The sequence below is a fragment of the Mangrovibacterium diazotrophicum genome (assembly GCF_003610535.1).
Taxonomy (GTDB): Bacteria; Bacteroidota; Bacteroidia; order Bacteroidales; family Prolixibacteraceae; genus Mangrovibacterium; species Mangrovibacterium diazotrophicum.
In genome coordinates this window covers 132,250-155,686 of sequence record NZ_RAPN01000001.1, presented here as the reverse complement: position 1 = coordinate 155,686, position 23,437 = coordinate 132,250, and the positions used below count along the sequence as shown (strand labels likewise).

The window sequence follows — 23,437 nt, the reverse complement described above, 5'->3', positions numbered from 1 at the left end:
ATGAGAAAGTTTAAAGTAGGAATCACCATTGAAGCTGACAGTACGGAAGTAGTTCAGCAAGTAGGAAACCTTTTGCAAAATGCAGTCAACAAAGTTGAGCAACAGGACATGATTAAGCTTCTGACCAAGGTTGCCAAGAACCCAAAGATTGTAAAGACCGCATTACGATACATCTAAAAAACTCAGCACCGTGCAACAGTTACCACCAGTAAATAAAGCAACATTAATAGCAAACGGCATTAAATACGGATTGCCCATTTTGGGCGTTGGTATCGGTATTTACGCTGTTAAAAAGCTATTATTTAAGAAGAACCCTGATGGCACTTCATCAAGGGTTGCTCCATCAATAAAAGATACGGTTATAGACAGGCAAAACCTGACTATTTCTGCTTCTGATGCTGCTTTATATGCTAATACGCTGTACGGTGCAATGCTCGACTTTGGTACAGATGAAAAGGTTATCTACTCCACTATTGATAAGATACAGAGCAAAGATGATATGCTATTGGTGATTAAAGCCTTTGGCATGAAACAGTATTTATGGGGAACCAGGGCAGCGTTTTTAGGTCAGGACTTCAACCTGATTGGCTGGTTCAGACAGGAACTCAGCGAAAGTGAAATTTCCAAAATCAAACCCAAGTTCGACAGTTGGGGAATCCCTCTCTAAACTCTAACAATAAAGCTATGGACAAGAAGAAAAAGATATTATTTATTTCGGGAGGGGTGTTAACCACAGGGGCAATAGTAACCACAATTGTAATGATTCGCAGACGAAACAAACGCAAGCGTGGGCTATTGCCTCCTCGTGGTTCAAACGTTCTAACTACCAACAATAACGAACTGCCCTCAAACTTTCAGAATTGGAACGGTGGCAATACCTACCTCTCAAATGCACCCAGGGGCATCCGCAACAACAATCCGGGAAACCTGATTTTTACCAATATCAAGTGGAACGGTAAACTGCCCAAAGAGCAAAACAAAGACAGACGTTTTGAAATGTTTATTGCTCCGGTTTATGGTGTTCGTGCCATGATTAAAGACCTCAAGCATGATATTGAAAAGGGCAAAAACACCGTGCCGTTATTGGTTGAAGAATACGCTCCCCGATTTGAAAACAATACAGACCATTACATCCAGACGGTTTGCAAGGATTTAAAGGTCAGCAAGAGCGCAAAGCTCCTGCCTACAAAAAACACACTACGCTTATTGGTGCTTTCAATGACAAAGGTTGAGACAGGTGGTAATTACGTCTCCAACCAATTGTTTGAGCAAGCCTACGCAATGATTTAGCAATTAAAAGACTTTAGATATGGGAACGATAAAAATGTTTAGGGGAACGACCCCACCGTTATTGAAAAAAGGCGAATGGGCTTCGGATGGCCAGTACGCTTATTTGGGTATGGAACACGAACAATACAAGGTGTTTCAAGGCGTGTTTGACATGAGTAAAGACCAGCAGATAACAGGTTTTGAATACGATGTTGAACGCAAAGCGATTATTATTCCATCGGGAACTCCGTTTTCAAAGCTTCAAAGGCTGTTTGATTCCCTGCCCAAAGCATTGAAGTATCACACAAACAAAAGTGCAAGTATCAGCATCATGTTCGAGGATGGTACTTACATCAACGATTTGGGAACGTTCCTGGTCCTTCGTGATTTCTCCTATCAAATCAACATCTGCTCATTGAGCAATAAGGTCGATGGTGTAGTTGGAACATACGTTAAGCCTGTGATTTTCCAAAGTGATAAGGCTATTGAGATTTACAATAGTGCTATCAACTTTGCCGACATACGCTTTGAATACACCGATGCCGGAAGCGGTGCAATAGCTTTCCTGAACAGTACCACCAACATTGATGATTGCTGTTTCGAGGCGAAGGTCAATCAGTCGTGTGTATTTGACAGGGGCTACAATAAGATTGTGTTTTCTGATACCTACTTCAAGATGAACAGGGATATTCAGGACACCATTCTTGACAGGGCTTCGGTTGGTTCATTCATCAATATAGCACGTTCAAAATCCGCTCCGGAATACAGACCAAAAACCATTGTTCAGCAAATTAGCGGTGGTCTGATAATCGCCGGGAATGTTGAAGACTTGCTCATTTCAGAGAAAAGTCCTGTGTACATGCCCAATGGTGGTATTGAGGTACATGGTGGTTTTGTAACCGATCCTGATGGAAATATCAATATTGCCATTCCAACAAAGCTTTCGCAGTTGGAAAACGATATGAACCTGACTTCAAATTTTGAAGAACTGCAAAACAAACCAACAACCATTAGTGCAGAACAGGCAACGGCAATTGAGAACAATAACAAAAAGAGCAGCTACCCACAAGCAGATGCAGAAAAGCTTGCAGGGATTGAGGAAGGTGCAACTGCCGGAGCTGATTGGAATACCAATATTCAGAATAAGCCGACTACCATATCGGCAGAACAGGCAGCAGCTATCGAGGCAAATACACAAAAACGTTCTTATCCCGAAACCGATGAAAACAAGTTGGCAGGGATTGAAGAAAATGCCACCGTTGGAGCTGATTGGGACACGAATGTGCAGAACAAACCTGTAACTATCTCCCCACAACAAGCAGCCGACATTGAAGCCAATAATGCTAAACGCAGTTATCCGCAAGCCGATGAAGATAAGCTTTCAGGCATAGAGGAAAATGCAACTATTGGAGCTGATTGGGAAACAAATATTGCCAACAAACCAACTACAATTTCAGCGGAACAGGCTACCGCTATCGAAGCAAACACGGCAAAACGTTCTTACCCCGAAGCTGATGAAACCAAGCTTGGAGGAATCGAAGAAGGTGCGACAGTTGGAGGTGATTGGGAAACCAATATTCAAAATAAACCTGTCACCATATCGGTAGAACAGGCAGCAGCCATTGAAGCAAATACCGAAAAAAGAAGCTATCCCCAAGCCGATGAAGATAAGCTTTCAGGTATTGAAGAAAACGCAACTGCCGGGGCTGATTGGAATACCAATATTCAGAATAAGCCTACTACTATTTCAGAGGAACAGGCTACGGCTATTGAAGCGAACACCGCAAAACGTTCATACCCCGAAGCGGATGAAACAAAGCTTGGAGGAATCGAAGAAGGTGCTACTGTTGGAGCTGACTGGGAAACCAATATTCAGAATAAACCTGTTACCATATCGGCAGAACAGGCAGCAGCCATTGAAACCAATGCCCAAAAAAGAAGCTACCCACAAGCTGACCAGGACAAACTTTCGGGCATTGAAGAAAACGCCACAGCCGGGGCAGATTGGAATACGAATATTGCCAATAAGCCTACCACTATTTCAGAGGAACAAGCTACGGCTATCGAAGCGAATACAGCAAAACGCACTTATCCCGAAGCGGATGAAACAAAGCTTGGAGGAATTGAAGAAGGTGCAACTGTTGGAGCAGATTGGGACACCAATATTCAGAATAAACCTGTTACCATATCGGTAGAACAGGCAGCAGCCATTGAAGCCAATAATGCTAAACGCAGTTACCCACAGGCAGACGAAGATAAGCTTTCAGGTATTGAAGAAAATGCCACAGTTGGGGCGGATTGGGATGTCAACTTACAGAACATTCCTGACTTCCTGAAAAAGTTCTTACAGGTGTATGCTGATTCCGGCATTTTCTCAGGTGAAGATTGGGAAGCAAAGCTGACTGAGATACTGAACTTCCAAATCAACTTCATGAAAAACTTCGTGGATGCCGATGTGGATAGCCTTTCGGTAGATGTTGCAGGAAACAACCTGAAGCTCACTTTCAAAGACGAAACAGACAAAACCATTACACTCCAATAATTATGAAAGTATTAGTAATAGCAAGCCTTTTCACGGCATTTATAGCCTTGGTAGTTTATCTTACTTCCATCATAGCGGTTCATGGCATCCGCAAATCAATTTCCGATAGCAATTACTTTTTACGCAAACCTTACAAGCTTGTATTTGAGATAGTGATGTGGGTTTGTGGACTGGCCATCATCATAACAGGTATTTTCATTAAAGAATCTGCCGATTGGTGGGTTATCGGTGGTGGTATCGGAATCTTTTTAGTCGGTGTATTTTCCGACTTTAAACGAAACCTGTTTATCCGTATTGCGCACTATGTATCTGCAATTGGAGGTTTTGCGCTCCTTGGATTAAGCTATTATTTCAGTTTCGGTAATATCGAATATACTATCATCATTGCTATTTCGGCTTTAATTGCAACAGGCTTTGCCGACAAACGAATCTGGTGTTTGGAGCTGACAATGGCAGCAGAGATATTCGTAGGTCTTTTCTATTTGGCTCACACAATCATGTAGTTCTGGTTTGTTCATGGATAAAAAGGGCTACATATCAAGGATTCGTGAGGATTTAAAAGGCGGACGTAAGCACTCTAAAACCACTATTGAAAGCATTGCCAAAAGCTTCGGTATCGCCAATAAGAACTTGGTGAAAGAATTTACCGAACTGGCAATAATCCTTAACGCAAGAGAGATAGCACACGACAGTTCGTTAACCACTTACGAAAAGTACCTTGATATTGTAGCCCTGTATCAATCACAGGTCAATCTTTCCATGCGCACAAGCATGAGTGTGTTGATGCAGCAATATTCCACTCCGGCACCCATTTCGTTCCTGGCATCGAGTTATATCTTAAAATCAGGTAGTTTATCAGGCTACAAAGCTTTTAAGAACATTGTAAAAGGAAGTACAAAGGGTAAAATTGTCGGCAATGCTCATCTTACGGATGACAAAAAATACTTTCCAAGGTATTTAGAGCCATCGGCAGGAAACGGACTTTTAACCATTGCTTTACCATATCATTATACCCATGTTAACGAGTTGGATGATGTAAGACTTGCCAACCTGAAAGAACAACCTTTTGCAAAGGTCAGCTCTTGGGATGCTTTAAAACCTCCGGCAGCTTATGACAGAAATTTTGACGGCATAGTTACGAATCCACCTTTCGGTTCACTTTCTCAACCTGAAATTTTCGGAAAGTTTAAAATCAAGCGATTGGAACATGCGATGGCATTGAACGCTTTGCGTTGCATGAAAGATGACGGTAAGGCAGCTATTATCATTGGCGGTCATACCACTTGGGACGAACACGGTCGGGTTACCGCAGGAACTAACCGCATTTTCCTGAATTACCTCTATCACTTTTACAACATTGAAGATATTATCCCGATTAACGGTAAAAAGCTTTATTCCAGACAAGGAACTTCAATCAATACCCGATTGATTCTAATTGATGGAGCAAAAGCAGTTCCCGATGGAGCAGCTCCGCTTAAAAATAAATTACACAGCACCGTTGTAAATACCCATGAAGAACTTTGGGACAGGGTTCAACTTCAACCATCTCCAGAAACTCTTACGAAAATCAATCAGAACATTGCCAGGTTGAGAGCAAAAGCAATTCTCATAAAACAGAAGCAGTATGAAACAAGCAATAACATTTAGTAAGAACAGCATTACCATAAAGTTTGGTAGCGTTCCTCCAAAACATATATCAGCAAGGCTTATTGAATTGGGTTTTAAAACCACCAACAACAAAAGCTTTGTCCGCACCAAAAAGCTGGCTCAAAATGAACATGAGTATTTACAAGGAATGTTCGGTCATAAAGGGCTGGGCATGGCATATATCCCAACAGCCGAAAAAGGTTTTATCCTGGATACAACTGTTCCTGATTCTATGGGACATGAAATGCACATCGCAATCCGGAAAGTAAAGAAAAGTATAGGGATGCCTTTGTTTGACTATGTTGCCGAGAAACTCGATTACAGCAATGATGAACTTGTCAAGTCGCTTTCGTGCGAACAGATTGATGCGGTTTCACTAGCCATTTACAATATCGAGAAGCGTGGCCAGGGAATCATAGTTGGCGACCAAACAGGAATTGGTAAAGGAAGAACCGCAGCAGCTTTAATCCGCTACGGTGTTAAAAGTGGGCTGCAACCTGTGTTCTTATCCGAAAAGCCCAACCTGTTTACTGACCTGTATCGAGACTTGTCGGACATTGGAAGTTCTGCCCTGGTTCCGTTTATCGTGAACACTAAAGAGAGCAAAACCAATGTGAAAGATAAAAGCGGTGAAGTCATTTATACAGCTCCAGAAAAGCCTACACAAGAAAGGATTATCAAGGGTAAGAAAGTACCCAATAATTACAACTTTGTTTGTGCCACTTATTCGCAGTTCAATCAACCGAAAAAGCCTGCCAAACAGGAATTTTTAAATGCTGCAAGTATTGGCAATATCATCATTATGGATGAAGCTCACAATGCTTCGGGAAGCTCAAATACAGGTGAGTTTATGCAAGATGTATTAAGGCAAACCAAAGGTGTTTGTTTCTTATCTGCAACTTTTGCAAAGCGACCTGATAATATGCCAATTTACGCTCAAAAGACTTCAATGAGCGATGCTAATATGAGCAAAGAGGATTTGGTAGAAGCAATCACAAAAGGTGGTGTAGCATTGCAGGAAGTATTGGCAGCCCAATTGGTTTCAGAGGGGCAAATGATTAGGCGCGAACGCTCTTTTGAAGGTGTGGAAGTGAACTACATCGAGCTGAAAGAAAAAGCCAAAGAACAAGCTGAAACTGCCGACAAGGTTACTTCCATAATCCGTGATATTATCGGGTTCCAGGAGAAATACATCAACAAACAGGTTGAACAGCTTGATAAGATTGCAGCAGCCGAAAGTAAAGAGGTAGAAACCCGAAAAGGAACAGAGAAAGCCGGGGTTGATAATATTCCGTATTTCTCAAAAGTCTTTAACGTCATTAATCAATTGCTCTTTAGCCTGAACGCTGCCCATGTTGCCGACCATGCTATTAACAGGTTGAAAAAAGGCAAGAAACCTATCATTGCTTTTGCCTCCACAATGGGAAGCTTTTTAGAAGGAATGGCAAAACCCGATGATGTGATAAACGGTGATTTCTCAACCGTATTGGAAAAAGGATTGGATTCGGTTCTTCGATACACCGAAAAGGATATTGACGGAGAATCACAAGGCAAACAATTCAATATTGCCGATTTATCGGAAGATGCACAATTGGCTTACTACGATATTATCAGGAGAATAGAACAGGCATCCACAGGTATTACTATAAGTCCGCTTGATTTGATAATCCAAAAAATAAAAGAAGCCGGCTATTCAGTTGGTGAAGTTACAGGTCGAAAGCTTTGTGTTCAGTACAAGAACCTGAACAAGAAAAACACCACCGCCTTGGTGATGAGCCGAAAAAAGGAAAACACAGCCGATTTGTTTCGTCAATTCAACGACAATGAAATTGATTGTTTGCTGATTAATCAAAGTGGTTCAACAGGAGCTTCGGCACATGCTATTGTTACCGATAAAGTTCCAGCAGAAAAGGTGAAGCAACGTGTGATGGTGATACTCCAACCTGAACTGAACATCAATACCGAAATTCAAAAGCGTGGACGTATCAACCGCACAGGGCAGATAATGAAACCGATTTACGATTACATTATCTCATCCATCCCGGCACAAAAGCGGTTTATGATGATGCTCAAAAAGAAGCTGAAATCATTGGATGCCAATACCACCTCCAACCAGAAAAGTAGCAAATCACAATTAGAATCCGATGACTTTCTGAATAAGTACGGTGATAAAGTGGTTCGCCAATACATGTTGGAAAATGAAGAGCTAAACAAAGCCCTGGATAACCCACTCAAATTTGAGGGTAAAGAAAGCGATGAAACACCATCAGAAGGTGATGCTTCAAAAGTAACAGGGCGTGTGGCTGTTTTATCAGTAAAGGAACAGGAGAAGTTTTACCAAGAGGTTATTGAGCGATACAACGATTACATCGAATACCTCAAGCAAGCCGATGAGTACGACCTTGAAGTGGAAGTCCTGAACCTAAAAGCAGAGTCTCTTGAAAAGCGTGTTGTGATTGCCGGAAAAGGTGGACGTTCGGTATTTGGTAACGATACCTATTTGGAAAAGTGTGAATGTAACGTACTTAAAAAGCCCTATGGTAAAGAAGAACTTGAAAAGCTGATTCAAAAACAACTAAGCGGTAAACACCCAGATAGCATTTCTGAAGAAATAGTTTCGGCTCACGAGAAGTTTGTACAAAACAAGCTTACAACAGATTTAAAGGAGCTGGAAGAAAAATACAAAGACCTTTTTAATGGTATTACCGATGAGAAGGGCTATCAGAAAATTCCTGTATATGACAAAGCAGCCCAAAGAGATTATGTCGCTGAAAGAACCGAAGAAATTGAAGACGGAAAACAAGCCGAGATAACCAAGACCAAAACACAAAGCGAGAACCGTAAACGCTACCTGAACAACTTTTTCAAGTTCTTCAAGGTCGGTCATGGTTATTTCTATCCGGCAGTAAGTTTTGAAACAGATAGCAGTTCCAATTCCTATTGCGTGTTTCTTGGTTTTGACATTAATCCCAAACGCAAGAATCCTTATGCTCCTTCATCGGTGAAGCTTCGCTTTGCCATATCTGACAGCCGTAAATACATCGTTCTTCCTGCATCGGGAGACACCGCCAAAGAAATTGAGCGTGTAATGAGCCGTAGTATGCAGCTCACAACAGGGCAAAAGGAAAGTTTGATTGAGCGTTGGGATGAAGCCATTAAAGACTTCACGGCAGACCGACAAATCCGATACATCGTAACAGGAAACATATTACAAGGCTCTGCGGACTTTTCGGGCAAGTTGGTGAGCTTCACCACCAAAGGCAGAGGTGTTCAGAAAGGCATTTTAATGAGCGAGGCATGGTCGCCCGACAATAACGATAATAAGGCAGACAACTATGTTGTAGCTCCAATCGCCAAACTTCAAAAGCACATTATGAGCCTTCGTAATGGTGCTACCATTGCCACCGAAAACAGGATTACAATAGCCAGGCATTATGATGGCACTTTTAAGGTTATCATGCCGAAAACCAAAACGCATATTCCCATTTACACCGATAAAGAAGTGGTAAAGCTCCTGGTTAATAATCGGGATGGTTTTGAAATGGTTTCGGGCAATATGAGGGCTTCGGTTGAAGAAAGTAAGATGCCCAAACTTCTTAATCTGCTTGGTGAACGATTCAGTTTATCGGTTAAAATTCCTCGCCATTATTACGATGAGTTTTTGGATAAGGGAACAAAGCGAGGCAATTCAACTGATAGCCTTACCAATGAGGCGATGAAGATGTTTGAACAGGACAAAAAGGAATTTCCCAAACGACTGGCCAAACAAAAGCAATCCGCACCTAAAGGTAAAAAGGTAAGCATTGACACAGGTAAGCAATTAATGCTTGTGAAGCTCCGTGCAAAGGCTATCCTGATTAAGCAGAAACAGCTTCGGGCAGTTGCCGGGCTTGGTACTCATCCTAAAATCAAGACCATACTATGACGGAAAAGGAGTTTTATAAAAAGTACAAAGCCATTCACAAGGATATTCGCACCAAAGGAAAATCAAAGGCTTCCATCTTAGCCAATGGTTTTAATGAGGGCGTTAATGTCAATGCTTTGCCCATCTATAAAGGTTTTGAGAAAGCGACCGATATTATTGCCACACGATATAAGCCGAGAAAGGGTGACTTCGTTTGGATTTTAACCAAACAAGGATTCATTGAAGGTCGGAATGGCTACAAAACAAAACAAGGTTATAAGCCTAATCCTAAAGATGGTTTCTTCATTATCAACGGTGATTGGTCTTTATACGAAAACTACTGCGCCAACTTAGCGACACCCAATGATAACCTTGGTGATATTGATACGGAAGTTGAAAAGGCTTTACAAGAGAAGCAAAAGAACCGGGAATTTAAAGATGCAGGGAAGCGTGTTCATGGTTCCAGGAAAGAACAAGCCATGTACAACAAGCTTATCAGCAGTAGTGATTTAAACAGCATCGAACAAGATGAAGCTACCGCCATCGAGCTGGTTAAAAAGGATAAGGTATTTCCAAAGGTTGACCCACAGGCAGAAAAAGAAAATGGAACGGATTCAGGTTGTGCCTTTTTGAAAGTAAAGGTTCGTCAGGCATTCCCGGCAAAGCCACATGCCAACACTAAAGAAGCCAGGGAGCAATATGTGAGAATGGCGGAGGCTTTTGTAAGTGTTTTAAACGATGCCATTTCAATTACAGATTTGCAGCAGCTCGATACCATTGCCAATAATGGTGAGATTGTGGGCAAGCATGATTTTGGGATGATATTCGGTAAGGCACTTCGCAATATTGTCTTTACCATTAAAGGCTATCGGACTACATCAGCGGTTAAGGAAACTTACATGAAAGCCCATCAGTATTCAGGTATCACCAAAGAACTGGCTGAACCCCATGCAAAAAGGTTGAAGGAATACACCGACAAGCGGATAAAACGCCAACAGGATTGCATTGATTCTGCAAAGCAAATTCTTTCTCCTGCCGATATGAAACGCCACAAGCAAAACGACCTGACTTTTCAGGGAGGCATGTTGAGCAGCGTTCGGACTGTGGAGGACTATGTAAGGTATGTTACTCAAGTTTGTACTCGGTTTATTAATGATGCCCAAAGAGAATATAACGAGCAAAAAGAACGATTCCCATACAAGGAATTTAAACCGGATTGGAGCTGGGCAGAAACAAAGAAATCCAGCAATTCAAAAAGCAGTAGCAAGCCTAAAATAGAAGCCGTACCGTTATCATATATCAAACGCACAGGCGGTTTATTAATTGAAGAAGCGGATGAAAACACGGTTATCAAGAAGCTTCATTTTAAATCGCTCACTTTAGGAAACTACGTGAAGGATGATGAAGCCAGAGAACATATTCGCCACTTTGTTGCAGCCATCGTTGATTTGTGCGAGGTGCTTGACATCAACCTATCCATAAACGAAGCCCTTGCTATTGCATTTGGAGCTTTTGGTCGTGGTGGCAAAGCAATGGCTACTTACTACCCAACACGGCAGCTCATCAACCTGACCAAACGAAACGGTGACGGCTCGGTAGCCCATGAGTGGGGGCATTTCTTTGACCACTATCTGAATGGCTTGGAATTATCAACCAAACCGCTACGTTCAGAAAGCTATCTGAATACCATCATTGAAAGTTTAGGGTATCGTAAGAAGTATTTCATTGGTGGTAATTCATCACCAACAAAAGATTGGTTTAAGGATATTCTGAAAACCTCTTTAAAGAAGGTTGTACCGACATTTCAGGAGAGGCAGTCGGTGGTGCATACAAGTATCGTTTCGCTTATCCTAATGCTTCGCTTTGGGTATTATGCCTTGGAAGATAAAGCGGTTAGCTACAATGATTTTGACGAGACTAAGATGCGCAGAACCGACAGCTACCTATATCACTATTCCAAACTTCAAGGTGCTTATTGGAAAGATATTGCCGAGATGTTTGCCCGAAGCTTCGAGTGCTATGTGTACGACAAGCTAAAGGAAAAGGACCGGGTAAATAACTATTTGGTATCAGGTGGAATGTTCTCTCATCCTGTATATCCGCAAGGTCAGGAACGCATTTACATTAACAAGTGCTTTGACAACCTGATATATGCAATCAAGGAACATTTATCCATTAAATCATTTGAGCCATTTACCGATAAAAGAGCCGATGAATACATCGACCTGACCGAGAAAGGCAGCGTGAACAAAGGTGTGATAGTGGGCAAAGAGCGCAAACTGAAACTTGCCAAAATAAGGGCTAAAGCAATTCGCATTAAACAAAAACAATTAAAAATATCGTGATATGAAACTTACAGTTAAAAACTACAAGGAAGCCACCAAAAATATTGACTTCAAAAAGTTGCCGGAAGCAGCACAGGAAGCACATAAAGAGTTCGATTCATTTGCCGATTTCTACAATGAGGATAAGGACATAAAAGAGATGCTTGATAATCATTTCAAAATCGTTGAACCTTACCTAAAGGATTCAGAAAAGAAAAGCCCTGCACCTAAGAAAGCACCAGCGAAGAAGAAAACTACCTCGTCACAAAAATCGACAAAAAATGTGACCAAGAAAGTAGCACCAAAACGGACAGCCACAAAGAAAACGGCAGCACCCAAAAAAGCACAACGAAAACCCATCGAGGTTGATTTGATGCCGTTGGAGATAAAAGTAATCAGGCGTTATCTGAACTTCCACAATAAGAAGGTTACAGAACGTCAGGTATCGCTTTTGTACAAGGTGATTCAAAAGGCAGCTACCGAAAAGACCATACGCAAAACAAGCAAGTATGCCTCTGAAATAAAAAGTATCAGCAATGACCTTATCAAGACATACAAGGATATGAATGGTACTTGCAAGTTTGAAGTTCCGGATTCGTTATACACGAAGCTGAAAAAGATAGTGGATGACTATGGTGTTACTCCGGCAGTTGCATTGATTAAAAGGTTTATCAACCTGTATGGCAATATCACAAAGGCAAAAGCGCAACGCTTACTTACCACAGTTACCAACTCATTAAAAAATGGTAAGGTTGACAAATCTGACAAGGAATTTGAACAGGTTAAAAACGTTCAAAAGCATTTACATGATTATCTGGAGAGCGACAAACTACTTGTTACCAATGTTCAGTTAAAAGGCTTACAAGGCATTGCCGGATTGGGAAAGTAAATGCCACTACTTCCATGCCCAAAAGTAGTGGCTCACAAAACAGGGCATTCAATCCCGGCACCACAAGAACCGCAGTCATTGCATCCGACCAGGTTGTTTTGGCAAACGACCTTGCCAAGATGAACTTTAAGACCATCTCAATCAGGGGAAAGTTCGGTAAACTTTTAGGCAAGCTGTATATCCCATTCTATATAATGATTTACGGCTCACGCTTTCATGGCAAGAGTACCGTAGCCCTGATGTTTGCCGATGAATTGGTAAAACAGCATGGCTATAAAGTCCTGTATGTAGCCAATGAAGAAGGTGCAAAAGGAACAATGCAAGAGAAAGTTGTAAGGCTTGGTATTAATAGCCCAATTGGAATCATCGAGGACTACAATCCGAAGCTATTCAGGGATTACGATGTGGTATTTATCGACAGTACCCAAACAACGGATATTTCTCACGAGGAATTTAAAGAGCTGAAGAAACAGTTTCCGAACACCTCATTTGTAATCATCAATCAGGCAAACAGAGATGGCAGCTCCAAAGGCGGAACGAAGTGGGAGCATATAGTGGATGCCATTATGCACATCGAAAATCAAAGTGCAACAATGGAGAAAAACCGCTTTCCGGAGGGCAGTACCGAAACCATTAAAATCTTTTAGCATGGAAGAAATGACAATTAAATTTTATTGGCTTGTTATCGGTGCTTTCAGTTCGCTTATCGTTGGTGTCGTTTCCTTCATTATCCGCAATGCTATCTCAAAAAATGCCACTAAGGAAACGGTGGATGCCAAAACTGATTTGCTTGAAAAGGATATTCAGCACATGACTAAGGAGCTTGCTTCATGCGAAAACAAGTTTGTTGTGTTGCACAAACGAATATCAGATTTAAGGGACAGCTCTAAGGAAATATATGTAAGCAAGGAACTATTCCACCAAACCATTAAACAGCTTAATGAGAAGCTCGATACCATTTTAAAATTTGTAGAGAAATGAAACTATTTAAAAAGCTTGCAGGAGCAGCAACAGCAGAAACATTAAAAGAAGGAACAAAACTAATTGATGAGATTTTCACCACACAGGAAGAAAAGCTCCAGGGAAAAATGGAACTCTTTAAAATGGCTGTCACCGATAGAAATTCAGCAAGAAGCCTGTACGCTCAGGATAGTTGGTTGCAAAAATCCTTTGCGATATTCTTCCTGATTGCTTGGTGTGGTTTGACTTTCGTGATGCTGAACTACTTTGTTTTCAATACAATTCAGCTTGACGATTGGCAAATTGCTTTCATAAGCAGCATTAACGGTGGAATATCCACCAAACTAAGCACCATTATTGATTTTCTTTTCGGTGGTGCAATATCTGGAGTAAACGATGTCAAACTTAAAAACAGACGTGAAAAATGAAAACATTCGATGAATTATTCGATGGAGTAATCAAGCATGAAGGCTACTATGCCAACGTAGAGGGCGACCAAGGAGGAGAAACCTACATGGGTATTGCCCGGAATTTACATCCCAATTGGAAAGGATGGGAATACATTGATGCCTATAAGGAAACATACGGTGAAATCCCCTGGAACCTGCACATTGATATTCCTGAACTGAATTGTATGGTAAAGGATTTTTATTGCCATACATTTTATGAGAAGTTCAGTATTGATGGTATTTTACACGGCTCAATACAAGAAATAATCTTTGATTGGTGTGTTAATAGCGGCCATTGGGGAGCCAGAGGTGTTCAACGAGTATTAAATCAATTCTTTGGTGCAGACCTGAAAATGGACGGAATTATCGGGGACCAAACTTTATTAGCAATTAATGATTGCGACCCAAGAACTTTATTTGTTGCCATTCATAGAGCAAGAGTAAGGTATTACCATTCCATTGCGAAAAAAGGTAATAATCATTTATTTTTAGAAGGTTGGTTGAAACGGATTGGGAAGATTGAGTTTGAAGAATAGAAAATATCCCTTCCGAAATATCTACCAATCCAACAACCTCTTTTCCCCTTCCAAAGCCTTAATGCCCGAAATTTCCTGAGAGACTTCAATAACGCCTTTGTAGTTTCCGTTTTCGTCACGAACAGCAAAATATTGAATAAGGATATATTCCCCTCGCATTTTAATCCAAAAATCAGCCTGGTCTTTTTCTCCACTTCTGAACGATTCTACAATTTGTTCAACTACATGAACACTTTCAGGCGGATGGCAGTTACTTACTTCACGCCCGATAATTGCAGTTGTTCGAGGAAAAATTCGTTTAGGTGGTGTTGAGAAATAGCAAACTTTGTTGTTTTCATCAACAAAAGTAATATCCACCGGAAGGTGATTAAAAATGAGTTTGATTTGCTCGATACTTACTTTGCCCGTTCCAAGATTTACAAGGTTTCCTTCATAATCTGGTTTGAATTCTTTGTCCATCTTTAAATTAGGTTGAATAAATGGATAGCCCAGCTCAAAGCCTTCACGATTCATCTTTTCTAACTGGCTTTCGCTGATGGTTGATAATATGCAAGGAAAGAGAATACGCTCTTCCCTGAATTTAATGGCGTGCATATTAAAGAATATGTCGCCAACACATTTATTGAATATTTTTAGGTCTATATTTCCTACCTGTAATTGAGTAATAACGGATTTAATATTTCTGCGAATATCATCGTGAAATGACCACATAATCTGTAAACAGCGATAGTCCGGCCATGTTTCTTCAATGATTGGGAATAGCACATTCTCCTTAATTGTATAGTGCTTTGCAAATACTTCGAGTTGAGTAAACAGTTCTATAAGTTTTTTATGCAGATCAGTATTGTCGGTTTCCTTCACAAATTGCTTAAAAAAAGGACGGATTTTATCCAAAAGCACCTCCATTTCATGGTTATTCTGTTCTAGCACACCAAGAAATGAATCCGGTTTGGGTTCAACTCTTACAAAATCACGTATAGGAACATGGAAAATATTAAGGACTTTATTTGTCAGCACTTTTATATCCTCCATCTTGTGCCCTTGTTTTATAATCTCGTCAAAGAGGTTTATAAAATCAGTAGGTATTACCGTAGGAATAAAATCCTTGTTATCAACTATAAACGAATGAGCATTACCGGTTTCTAAAATTAATTTAGAAACCTCAAGCAGTTTTTCTACCCTTGCCTGTTTTGTATTTGTGAATTCCGACATAAGCATCTGTTTTAATTACCTTCAATAATAAAATTAACAGCAAATCCCAATTAAGGTTTCTGTTTAATTACCAGAAGCTTCAAAAGTTCGTCAAAAGGATTTTGCCATGTTCTGTCCAAGTTCTTTTTCACGGCAATAACATCTCCTTTCAAGGCATTGGTAATTTCATCTGCGATAGTGATTTTCCCTCTGCCTGAAATAACATAAAAAACAACATCAACAGGGAGTGCATGTGCCGGAACCAAACCATTTTTTAAAATGTGTAATTCAACAATATCATTGTTATCTGTTTCTGCCAATAGGTAGCCATACGCTTGCTCTGTTTTCAGTACTGCACTTTTCTCGTAATAAGGATAAATCATCGTTTAAATCTTGAAATTGATAATAAAATTTACGATTAAAATTTTATTAGATAAAAGAAACGCTGCAAAATATCTCTTTTGCAGCGTTTAAAAATGAGTATGTTTTATATTAAGCCAAATGAAGTTTCAAATCTTCTTCAACAGTTCCAATTCCTGCAATCCCAAAGTTCTCAACTAAAACATTTGCAACATTTGGAGAAAGGAAAGCTGGTAATGTTGGCCCCAGGTGAATATTTTTCACACCTAAGTGTAAAAGAGCTAATAATACAATCACAGCCTTTTGCTCGTACCATGCAATGTTATATGCAATTGGCAGTTCGTTAATGTCATTCAATTCAAATACTTCTTTTAGTTTAAGAGCAACAACAGCCAAAGAATATGAATCGTTACATTGTCCTGCATCCAATACACGAGGAATACCTCCTATATCACCCAATGGTAACTTGTTGTAACGATATTTCGCACATCCTGCTGTAAGAATAACAGTATCTTGTGGTAACTGGTCTGCAAAATCAGTATAGTATTCACGTCCTTTCATTCTACCATCACATCCTGCCATTACAAGGAATTTCTTAATTGCACCAGTTTTAACAGCATCAACTACTTTGTCTGCTAATTGTAATACCTGATTGTGTGCAAATCCACCAATAATTTCTCCTGTTTCAATCTCGGTCGGAGCAGGTAATTTCTTAGCATGTTCAATGATTGCAGAAAAATCTTTTGGTTGTCCGTCTTGTCTGTCCGGAATATGAGTACAACCATCGAAACCTGATGCACCAGTTGTATAAACTCTGTCTTTGTAGCTATCCTTTGGAGGAACAATACAGTTAGTCGTGAATAGAATTGCACCGTTAAATGATTCAAATTCTTCTTTTTGTTTCCACCATGCGTTACCGTAATTTCCTACAAAGTGTTCGTACTTTTTAAATGCAGGGTAATAGTGAGCTGGTAACATTTCGCTGTGTGTGTAAACATCAACTCCGGTTCCATCGGTTTGCTTTAACAGCTCTTCCATATCTTTCAGGTCGTGACCGCTAATAAGGATAGCCGGATTATTACGAACACCAATATTTACTTTTGTAATTTCAGGATTTCCATAAGATTCGGTATTTGCTTTGTCTAATAAAGCCATCACATTTACTCCATACTCACCGCATTCCAAAGTTAAGCCAACCAATTCATCAACTGTAATATCAGTTCGGGTAGTGGCAACTAATGCCTTGTGCATAAATGCAAATACTTTCTCGTCAGTATATCCTAAATTAAAAGCATGTTCGGCGTAAGCAGCCATCCCTTTTAATCCGTAGGTTAACAACTCTTTTAATGAACGAATATCTTCGTTTTGTTCAGTTAAAATTCCAACAATCTCACTTTTTGCTTTAATTGCTTCTTCGCCCTCTGCAACCCAAGTCGCATTAGCCGGAAGGTTTGGGATTTCTACGCCTTTACCTACTAATTCTTTCTTTAAAGCATCACGAACCTGAATACCCTCAATAATTTTATCGGTGATTTTTTTATCATCGAAATTAGCGTTGGTAATGGTCACAAATAATGCCTCAAAAACAAATTTGTCGGCTTTGTCAATTGCAACAGCATTCTTTTTTGCAACTTCTGCAACTAAAGAAACACCTTTGGTTACATACACTAATAAATCCTGTAAGTTTGAAGTAGAATCTTGCTTACCGCAAACACCAACCGTAGTACATCCTGTACCTTTTGAAGCTTCTTGACACTGATAACAAAACATGCTCATAATTTTATCTTTTTAAGTTTTTAATTTCAAATCAACGATACAAAGTTGTGGCATTTTGAGAGTAATAGCTGTAACATTTGTTACAGGAAGCGTGTTTTTTTCTATTTTTGTGTAAAAAAAATTTCTAAATCACGGTATATGCGGAATATAACAACAGAAAAAAAATGTTTTAATGAAAAATATATTCAGCCTTGTAATGATAAATGTAGTTTCTGCTTTTTAAATTATGTAGATGCGCTACAATCGAGCTATATTTTTAAGGATTTAAAATCGGAAGAAATTGGCCACATAATTAAAAAAGTCCACCACCAGGTAAAAACATACAAAAAAGATGAACTGATTGCCAGTAGTGGAGATAAATGCAATAGCCTGAAAATTATTGTTAAAGGAGCTGCTGTTGGGGAAATGATGGATTTTCAGGGAAAGTCCTTGCGTATTGAAGAACTTCGTGCTCCTGATACTATTGCTTCAGCTTTTTTATTTGGAGAAGATAATACACTTCCTGTTGATGTAATTGCAGTTGAAGAAACCAAAATTTTGTTTATTCCACGACAAGACTTAATGAACTTGTTTTGTAATGAAAATACTGTGCTAAAAAACTATCTCGATATTATATCCAACCGGGCACAGAAACTCACAAAAAAGATTAAGTTATTAGGATTGCAATCCATCAGAGGCAAATTTGCAAATTATCTGCTTGAACAGGTCAGACGAGAAGATAAAACGGAGTTTACGCTTAAAAATTCGCAAAGTGAACTTGCCAATATATTTGGTGTTTCACGCCCATCATTGGGAAGGGTAATACGTGAAATGCATAATGAGGGTATTATTGAAGCAGAGGGACGAAATATAAAAATTGTGGATAAAAAAGCCCTTTCGGGCTTATTAAAATAAAACTATGCTTTGAAGTACACCAAAAATTCTTCATCCCCCTTTTTATTGAGCCAATGTTCATAATTTAAACTAAGGGACTTATCAATAAGTGGAGCAGGAATAAAAGGTGCAATCACTTTAAGTATTTTTCCTGAATCAAGTTTCTTTAATAAAGCTAAGACTTCATGCACTGGCTGTTCTCCGGCATTTAGCATTTCTCTTATATCTATTGATTCAGAGATATTGGATTCATCAAACCAATCAGGCTTTTCTGTAGTATAATTGCTGTCTTCTGTTTCAATTGAGTCAGTTGCTGTTTGCCCTACTTCTGCACGAAGCTTGTTTATGAGTTCTTCAACTTTGATACCACCAATTACAGATGCCTGACTTAAAGTTGTAATCTTTGTAATGGTTTTTCGTAATACAGGATTCTTCAGCTTTTTGAACGGTGGAGCAACTGCTATTAGCACATCCTCCAATTGAGGATATGCTTCCAACAAGTCGAATATCTTCGTTTTGGGAGTAATTATCAGTTTATCCATTGTCTTTTTCTTTATTGTCTGTGTATTCTAAAATACGTCTTTCACCTTCTAAAGCCCTGTTCTCAGATAAATCTTGAGAAACTTCAAGTGTACCAAGGTACTCACCATCTTCTCCACGTAAAGCAAAGTATTCAATCTTAATAAACTTGCCCTTCATCTGAATCCAAAAAGGAGCATGAGAAGCTTTACCCGATTTAAAATCCTCCAAAATCTTTTCTACAATATGGGTACTTCCTGGAGGATGGCACAAACGTACATCACGATTGATAATTGAACGGTTGCGGACGAATATTCGCTCTTTTCCTTGGGTAAAATACTTAACCTTATCATTTTTATCGACAAAGGTCATGTCGAATGGAACGGAATTTAGAATTGCCATTATTTCCTTTGCAGAAAAACTTCCGGAGGGCAATTGAATGCTTCCGTCAGAAGTAACCCCTGTATCATCTTTCTCATCGGTTAGCCCTTCGGGTTTCCATTCAACTTGTGGGTCATACAGGCAAAAACCAAATTCCAGCGTTTGTTTATGTATGCTCCACCAGTCCTCAGTAGTTAGTACATCCATACTCATTGGAAACAGAATTTCCTCCTCTTTCTGTACCATATCAATTATAGCTTGTAGAGTAGGAAAAAACAACAAATCGAGAGAATCAATTAAGTCTGTTTTAGTAATTTCTTTCGTATTTAAAACCTCGATACAACCTTTCAACTGTTCCCTTATCTCATCATGTTTACCCCACATGACTTTGGGCGGGCCAGTAATTTCGTTTTTCTCTAAGTGTGGAAATACAAGGTACTCTTTACGAAGGTAATGCTTGTCTAAATCCATCAACTGATTAAACACACCTTGTAACCCAAAAATAAATTGCTGAAACTCCGAATCATCAACGGCACTTAACGCCTTTAGCAAAGTTTTTGCTTTTTCAGCTACTTTCTTCAGCTCAATATTTTCATTCTTAAATACATCAATCGGATGCCCGGCAGGAATATCTTTTGCTCCGCTTAAATCTACATTGCCTTCGAGAACCGAACCATGAACATCACAAAGTTTTAAAACTTCTTCTTCGGGTAATCCCTCTTGCATCAGTTCCTGCTCCACTTCCACAACTTCTCCGTAAGGAATACTTTTTAGTGTTTCAACCAGTTCTTTTTTAACAGCTTCTGCCGATTCTCCCTGGTGTAGTTTTAGAATCAGTTCTTTTAATCGCTCTTTACGATATTTTGAGTTATTAATAAGTTCGCTCATAACAATTGAATTTTTTTAATAAAATCATCATAGATACAAGTTATTGATTTAATGTGTAAGTTAAACAAAAACATGATTGTTATGTTTTGTCAAATTGTTCGTACCTGCTTATAGTCCTGTTATTTCAATCTTATACCACGATTGCAAAAGCCGGATTATTATTAATACTAATTCTGAATTTTGAAATTATTTCTAATAAATATTGCCTGTAATTGTGCAGTAATAATATTTTGAAAATTCTCTAACCAACCAGGATTGTTATATGATTTTAGAAAAATGGCTGTCAGTTCTTTATTCTCCCGAATTGTTTTTATTGCTAATTCATGGTTATACTTAAACTCACTTGCTATGAACCACGCTATTTCATATAGTTCAGGATATTCAATCCCTTGATTAATAGGATGTGATTTTTCTGCTTTATGCTTATTTAATGCATCAGACAGCAACATAATATAATCTTTAAATATCAATTTAAACAATTCATCTTTAGATTTATAATAGTAATGAACCATTGCTTTACCGGAGCCTGCGTACCTGGCAATTTTATCAATTGTTGTTCCATGGTAACCAAATTTAAGAAATGCATGTTTTGCTGCATCGTAAATTCGTTGACTTGTTTCCATTGCAGTCTGATATAGATTAAAAACTATATTTTATTTTAGTATAAATCATTGAATTATCCCGATATTGCCCAAACTGACCGCCTTCATCACCTACAAAAATATTAGCCCCGAAGAGCAGCGAAAAACTATCATCAAAATCATAGCTTATTTTTGGACGTATCAGGGCATCGCTGTCAGACAAGCCTATATAAGAAAATAGTTCAAGGTGCAACGTTTCCCGCATCATATCATATCGTGCCAGAAAGGTGGCTGTATTGTGAAATTCATTTTCGTTTATACCGTCTTCGTAATCTAAAATATATTTTTGAATAAACTGGGCACTCAGTTTTACATCTTTAATACTAAAATCAAGTCCGACAACATAGTTTAAGTAATCTTTCTGAACCAAAGCATCAGTCGCCAAAGGGTTTTCTGTTTGAAAGTATTTACCATTGTAATAAGCTCCTTCACCTCTTAGAATAAGACCTTTTATTTCAGTACTAAATGAACCTCCAATCACAGAGAGTCTATGATGTTGGGGAGTTACCGATATTCCGGTTAAAACAGGTGTAGGTACTCCTTGTATTGTGTCTATTGAAATTGTTTTCTGAACATGCATTGCCGGGTTATCATCCCATGTGTAACCGCCCATCAGTTCAAAATCAATTTTTGAGGTCATAGCCGACCATTTAAGAAACAGTTCACCGTTTTCCAGTGAAGGATTTACCGCATTTTTACTCCAATCAAATGTAGGAGTAACAGGAAAATCAGGAGCTATATACCAATCAGAACGAGCATCGGGTCGAAGATTGGGAGAAAAAGCAGGCATCCAGATAGCCTCAATGGTACTGTTGCCAAAATAATAATCAATCTTAGACGCAATAACACCTTGGCGTATTTCATCAAAATCAGGAAGGAGGAACTCCGATAGGTCAAGAGGTGAAACAATATCAGTTATAAACACGCCATCAGCTTTGCCCCACACTATTTGTTGCTTACCAATACGAATATCAAAGTTTTTAAAGTACATATCCATGTATACCTCTCTTAGTCGAAGTTGCAAACTATCGGTATTATACAAGTATAACATTGGGTTAGCCTTGAAAGATACCTTTTCGCCTCGTTTTTCAAAGTTAAGACTGGCGGTTTGCTGGATAATAGAGAAATCACCTGTTTCCGTGTTAACACCTTCATAAGTTCTTACAAAACCGGAAATATCAGGGCTTTGTGCCATGGTTGCGAAACCTGACACTAAGCCTATTAGTAATATTGCTATATTCTTTCTCATATTTATTCGTTTTTAACAAGTTGCGCTACAAATCTTTTTATTGGTGACATGATTACTAAAACCAACGGATATGCCATTGAAAAAGCCATCCCCCACATTTGTATCCATTTTGTGATAAATCCCTGGCTTATACCATGATGCATTGCTATACTTGCAAAAGTTATAACAGATGTCATAATTGATACCATTAAAAAAAGAGTTAAAGGCACTTCGTATTTTTTGTTTATTTTCATTTCCGTCTGATTAAAATCTTAATATTATATTCCTCTCGTCATCATTCGCTCAGAGAAATTACTGGCTGGAATGCCTGTGTTAACTTTCACGTTTGTTAATACCATACTGGTAGAATGATTTTTCTGAATATTCTTCATTTCCGAATTGGTGATAATCTGAAACCCTGAAATTGTCTCAACTTTTTTAATGGTCAGAATTTTAAGCAATTCTTCATCTTCATCATAGAACTCTTTCTTTACACCAATAAAGGTTTCTTTATCAATCCATGTAATTGTTTTGGAATACATATATTCTTCATCCTTGGAGATGCTTTCTACAACGTAACACGCCTTGCTATTTATAGTTTCTTCACGGAGCAGTTTATGTATATCTGCATTTAGCTTGCGGTCTCCTAAGTCGTCATACGTAAAATCAGACCCCATGAAGTAGTCACTTTTGCTATCGCTTGAAATCCGTTTTACCCTTTTTAATGCCGGAAGATAAATCCATTGGTCATCCGCTTGGTCGGTATCGTAGCTCCAGTTCATAAAAGAAGTGTTCTTTACATCGGCAGGAGCTTGGAAAAACATAATGCTTTTTTCGTTGTCGCCAAAATCTTTGGTGTATTGCTGAATGGTACGCACCCTGTTTTGCCCTGAAGCATTTGTAAGGGTCATGGTAAGTGTTGATGTTTGGTCGTTTCCGGTTTCACGGTTATACGCTTTCTCTACTATCTGTTCGCCTGTAAGCTGTGCATTTGCGCTTAATCCGATTATTGTAAGCAATGCTATTGCTATTAATTTTATTGTTTTCATACCTTAAAATT

Annotated in this window: 23 protein-coding genes; 14 read left to right on the top strand and 9 right to left on the bottom strand. The window is 39.1% G+C overall.

From position 1 onward, the window contains the following. From BC643_RS23345 to BC643_RS00620, 13 genes are read left to right on the top strand one after another with little or no spacing between them, the layout of a single operon-like run. Positions 1-177 carry a hypothetical protein gene (locus BC643_RS23345; RefSeq protein WP_170154413.1) on the top strand — a complete coding sequence of 59 codons (177 nt, stop codon included), beginning with the start codon at positions 1-3 and terminating at the stop codon, positions 175-177. A gap of 13 nt (positions 178-190) precedes the next feature. Then, complete coding sequence (locus BC643_RS00675; RefSeq protein WP_120271253.1) at positions 191-667, top strand: hypothetical protein; 477 nt, start codon at positions 191-193, stop codon at positions 665-667. A gap of 17 nt (positions 668-684) precedes the next feature. Then, positions 685-1,290 (top strand): hypothetical protein, encoded by a 606-nt coding sequence (locus tag BC643_RS00670; RefSeq protein WP_147377094.1) that lies wholly within the window; start codon positions 685-687, stop codon positions 1,288-1,290. A gap of 19 nt (positions 1,291-1,309) precedes the next feature. Next, positions 1,310-3,811: a hypothetical protein gene (locus tag BC643_RS00665; RefSeq protein ID WP_120271251.1), complete on the top strand. Its 2,502-nt coding sequence runs from the start codon at positions 1,310-1,312 to the stop codon at positions 3,809-3,811. 2 nt (positions 3,812-3,813) lie between these two features. Next, positions 3,814-4,314 (top strand): hypothetical protein, encoded by a 501-nt coding sequence (locus BC643_RS00660; protein ID WP_147377093.1) that lies wholly within the window; start codon positions 3,814-3,816, stop codon positions 4,312-4,314. Positions 4,315-4,327: 13 nt separating this feature from the next. Further along, positions 4,328-5,458, top strand: a complete 1,131-nt coding sequence (locus tag BC643_RS00655) for a class I SAM-dependent methyltransferase (protein ID WP_120271249.1) — start codon at positions 4,328-4,330, stop codon at positions 5,456-5,458. After that, positions 5,436-9,383, top strand: coding sequence for a strawberry notch C-terminal domain-containing protein (locus BC643_RS00650; RefSeq protein WP_120271248.1), 3,948 nt, complete (start codon positions 5,436-5,438; stop codon positions 9,381-9,383). Before BC643_RS00655 ends, BC643_RS00650 begins: the two co-directional genes overlap by 23 nt. Continuing rightward, on the top strand, positions 9,380-11,707 hold the full coding sequence (locus tag BC643_RS00645; RefSeq protein ID WP_120271247.1) for an LPD1 domain-containing protein: 2,328 nt from the start codon (positions 9,380-9,382) through the stop codon (positions 11,705-11,707). Before BC643_RS00650 ends, BC643_RS00645 begins: the two co-directional genes overlap by 4 nt. A 1-nt stretch (position 11,708) precedes the next feature. Continuing rightward, a complete protein-coding gene (locus tag BC643_RS00640; RefSeq protein ID WP_120271246.1) occupies positions 11,709-12,575 on the top strand; it encodes a hypothetical protein in 867 nt (288 codons plus the stop codon). A gap of 14 nt (positions 12,576-12,589) precedes the next feature. Next, complete coding sequence (locus BC643_RS00635) at positions 12,590-13,222, top strand: P-loop NTPase family protein (RefSeq protein WP_120271245.1); 633 nt, start codon at positions 12,590-12,592, stop codon at positions 13,220-13,222. A gap of 1 nt (position 13,223) precedes the next feature. After that, the gene (locus BC643_RS00630; RefSeq protein ID WP_120271244.1) at positions 13,224-13,556 is read left to right on the top strand and encodes a hypothetical protein; all 333 of its coding nucleotides are present in this window, start codon (positions 13,224-13,226) and stop codon (positions 13,554-13,556) included. Next, the gene (locus BC643_RS00625; RefSeq protein WP_120271243.1) at positions 13,553-13,963 is read left to right on the top strand and encodes a hypothetical protein; all 411 of its coding nucleotides are present in this window, start codon (positions 13,553-13,555) and stop codon (positions 13,961-13,963) included. The genes BC643_RS00630 and BC643_RS00625 overlap by 4 nt, the downstream gene beginning before the upstream one ends. Beyond that, a complete protein-coding gene (locus tag BC643_RS00620) occupies positions 13,960-14,520 on the top strand; it encodes a glycoside hydrolase family 108 protein (protein WP_120271242.1) in 561 nt (186 codons plus the stop codon). The genes BC643_RS00625 and BC643_RS00620 overlap by 4 nt, the downstream gene beginning before the upstream one ends. 21 nt (positions 14,521-14,541) lie before the next feature. Here the strand turns inward: BC643_RS00620 and BC643_RS00615 are convergent, their stop codons facing one another. The 3 genes from BC643_RS00615 to hcp form a co-directional block, all read right to left on the bottom strand. Next, complete coding sequence (locus BC643_RS00615; protein WP_170154412.1) at positions 14,542-15,732, bottom strand: DUF438 domain-containing protein; 1,191 nt, start codon at positions 15,730-15,732, stop codon at positions 14,542-14,544. A gap of 50 nt (positions 15,733-15,782) precedes the next feature. Next, complete coding sequence (locus BC643_RS00610; RefSeq protein WP_120271240.1) at positions 15,783-16,094, bottom strand: cupin domain-containing protein; 312 nt, start codon at positions 16,092-16,094, stop codon at positions 15,783-15,785. Between the two features lie 109 nt (positions 16,095-16,203). Beyond that, complete coding sequence (gene hcp, locus BC643_RS00605; RefSeq protein ID WP_120271239.1) at positions 16,204-17,847, bottom strand: hydroxylamine reductase; 1,644 nt, start codon at positions 17,845-17,847, stop codon at positions 16,204-16,206. Positions 17,848-17,985: 138 nt separating this feature from the next. On the opposite strand from hcp, the gene BC643_RS00600 reads away from it, so the two are divergent. Beyond that, positions 17,986-18,741 carry a Crp/Fnr family transcriptional regulator gene (locus tag BC643_RS00600; RefSeq protein WP_120271238.1) on the top strand — a complete coding sequence of 252 codons (756 nt, stop codon included), beginning with the start codon at positions 17,986-17,988 and terminating at the stop codon, positions 18,739-18,741. A gap of 2 nt (positions 18,742-18,743) precedes the next feature. Here the strand turns inward: BC643_RS00600 and BC643_RS00595 are convergent, their stop codons facing one another. The 6 genes from BC643_RS00595 to BC643_RS00570 all read right to left on the bottom strand — a co-directional run bounded on the left by BC643_RS00595 (position 18,744) and on the right by BC643_RS00570 (position 23,426). Beyond that, positions 18,744-19,262, bottom strand: a complete 519-nt coding sequence (locus BC643_RS00595) for a DUF1858 domain-containing protein (RefSeq protein WP_120271237.1) — start codon at positions 19,260-19,262, stop codon at positions 18,744-18,746. Next, positions 19,255-20,508 carry a DUF438 domain-containing protein gene (locus tag BC643_RS00590; RefSeq protein WP_120271236.1) on the bottom strand — a complete coding sequence of 418 codons (1,254 nt, stop codon included), beginning with the start codon at positions 20,506-20,508 and terminating at the stop codon, positions 19,255-19,257. Before BC643_RS00590 ends, BC643_RS00595 begins: the two co-directional genes overlap by 8 nt. Positions 20,509-20,675: 167 nt before the next feature. Continuing rightward, a complete protein-coding gene (locus tag BC643_RS00585; protein WP_120271235.1) occupies positions 20,676-21,131 on the bottom strand; it encodes a TetR/AcrR family transcriptional regulator in 456 nt (151 codons plus the stop codon). A 16-nt stretch (positions 21,132-21,147) separates the two neighbouring features. After that, the gene (locus BC643_RS00580; protein WP_120271234.1) at positions 21,148-22,398 is read right to left on the bottom strand and encodes a DUF1302 family protein; all 1,251 of its coding nucleotides are present in this window, start codon (positions 22,396-22,398) and stop codon (positions 21,148-21,150) included. A 2-nt stretch (positions 22,399-22,400) separates the two neighbouring features. Next, on the bottom strand, positions 22,401-22,631 hold the full coding sequence (locus tag BC643_RS00575; protein WP_120271233.1) for a DUF2798 domain-containing protein: 231 nt from the start codon (positions 22,629-22,631) through the stop codon (positions 22,401-22,403). 24 nt (positions 22,632-22,655) lie between these two features. Next, positions 22,656-23,426 (bottom strand): outer membrane lipoprotein-sorting protein, encoded by a 771-nt coding sequence (locus tag BC643_RS00570; protein ID WP_120271232.1) that lies wholly within the window; start codon positions 23,424-23,426, stop codon positions 22,656-22,658. Positions 23,427-23,437 lie beyond the last annotated feature (11 nt).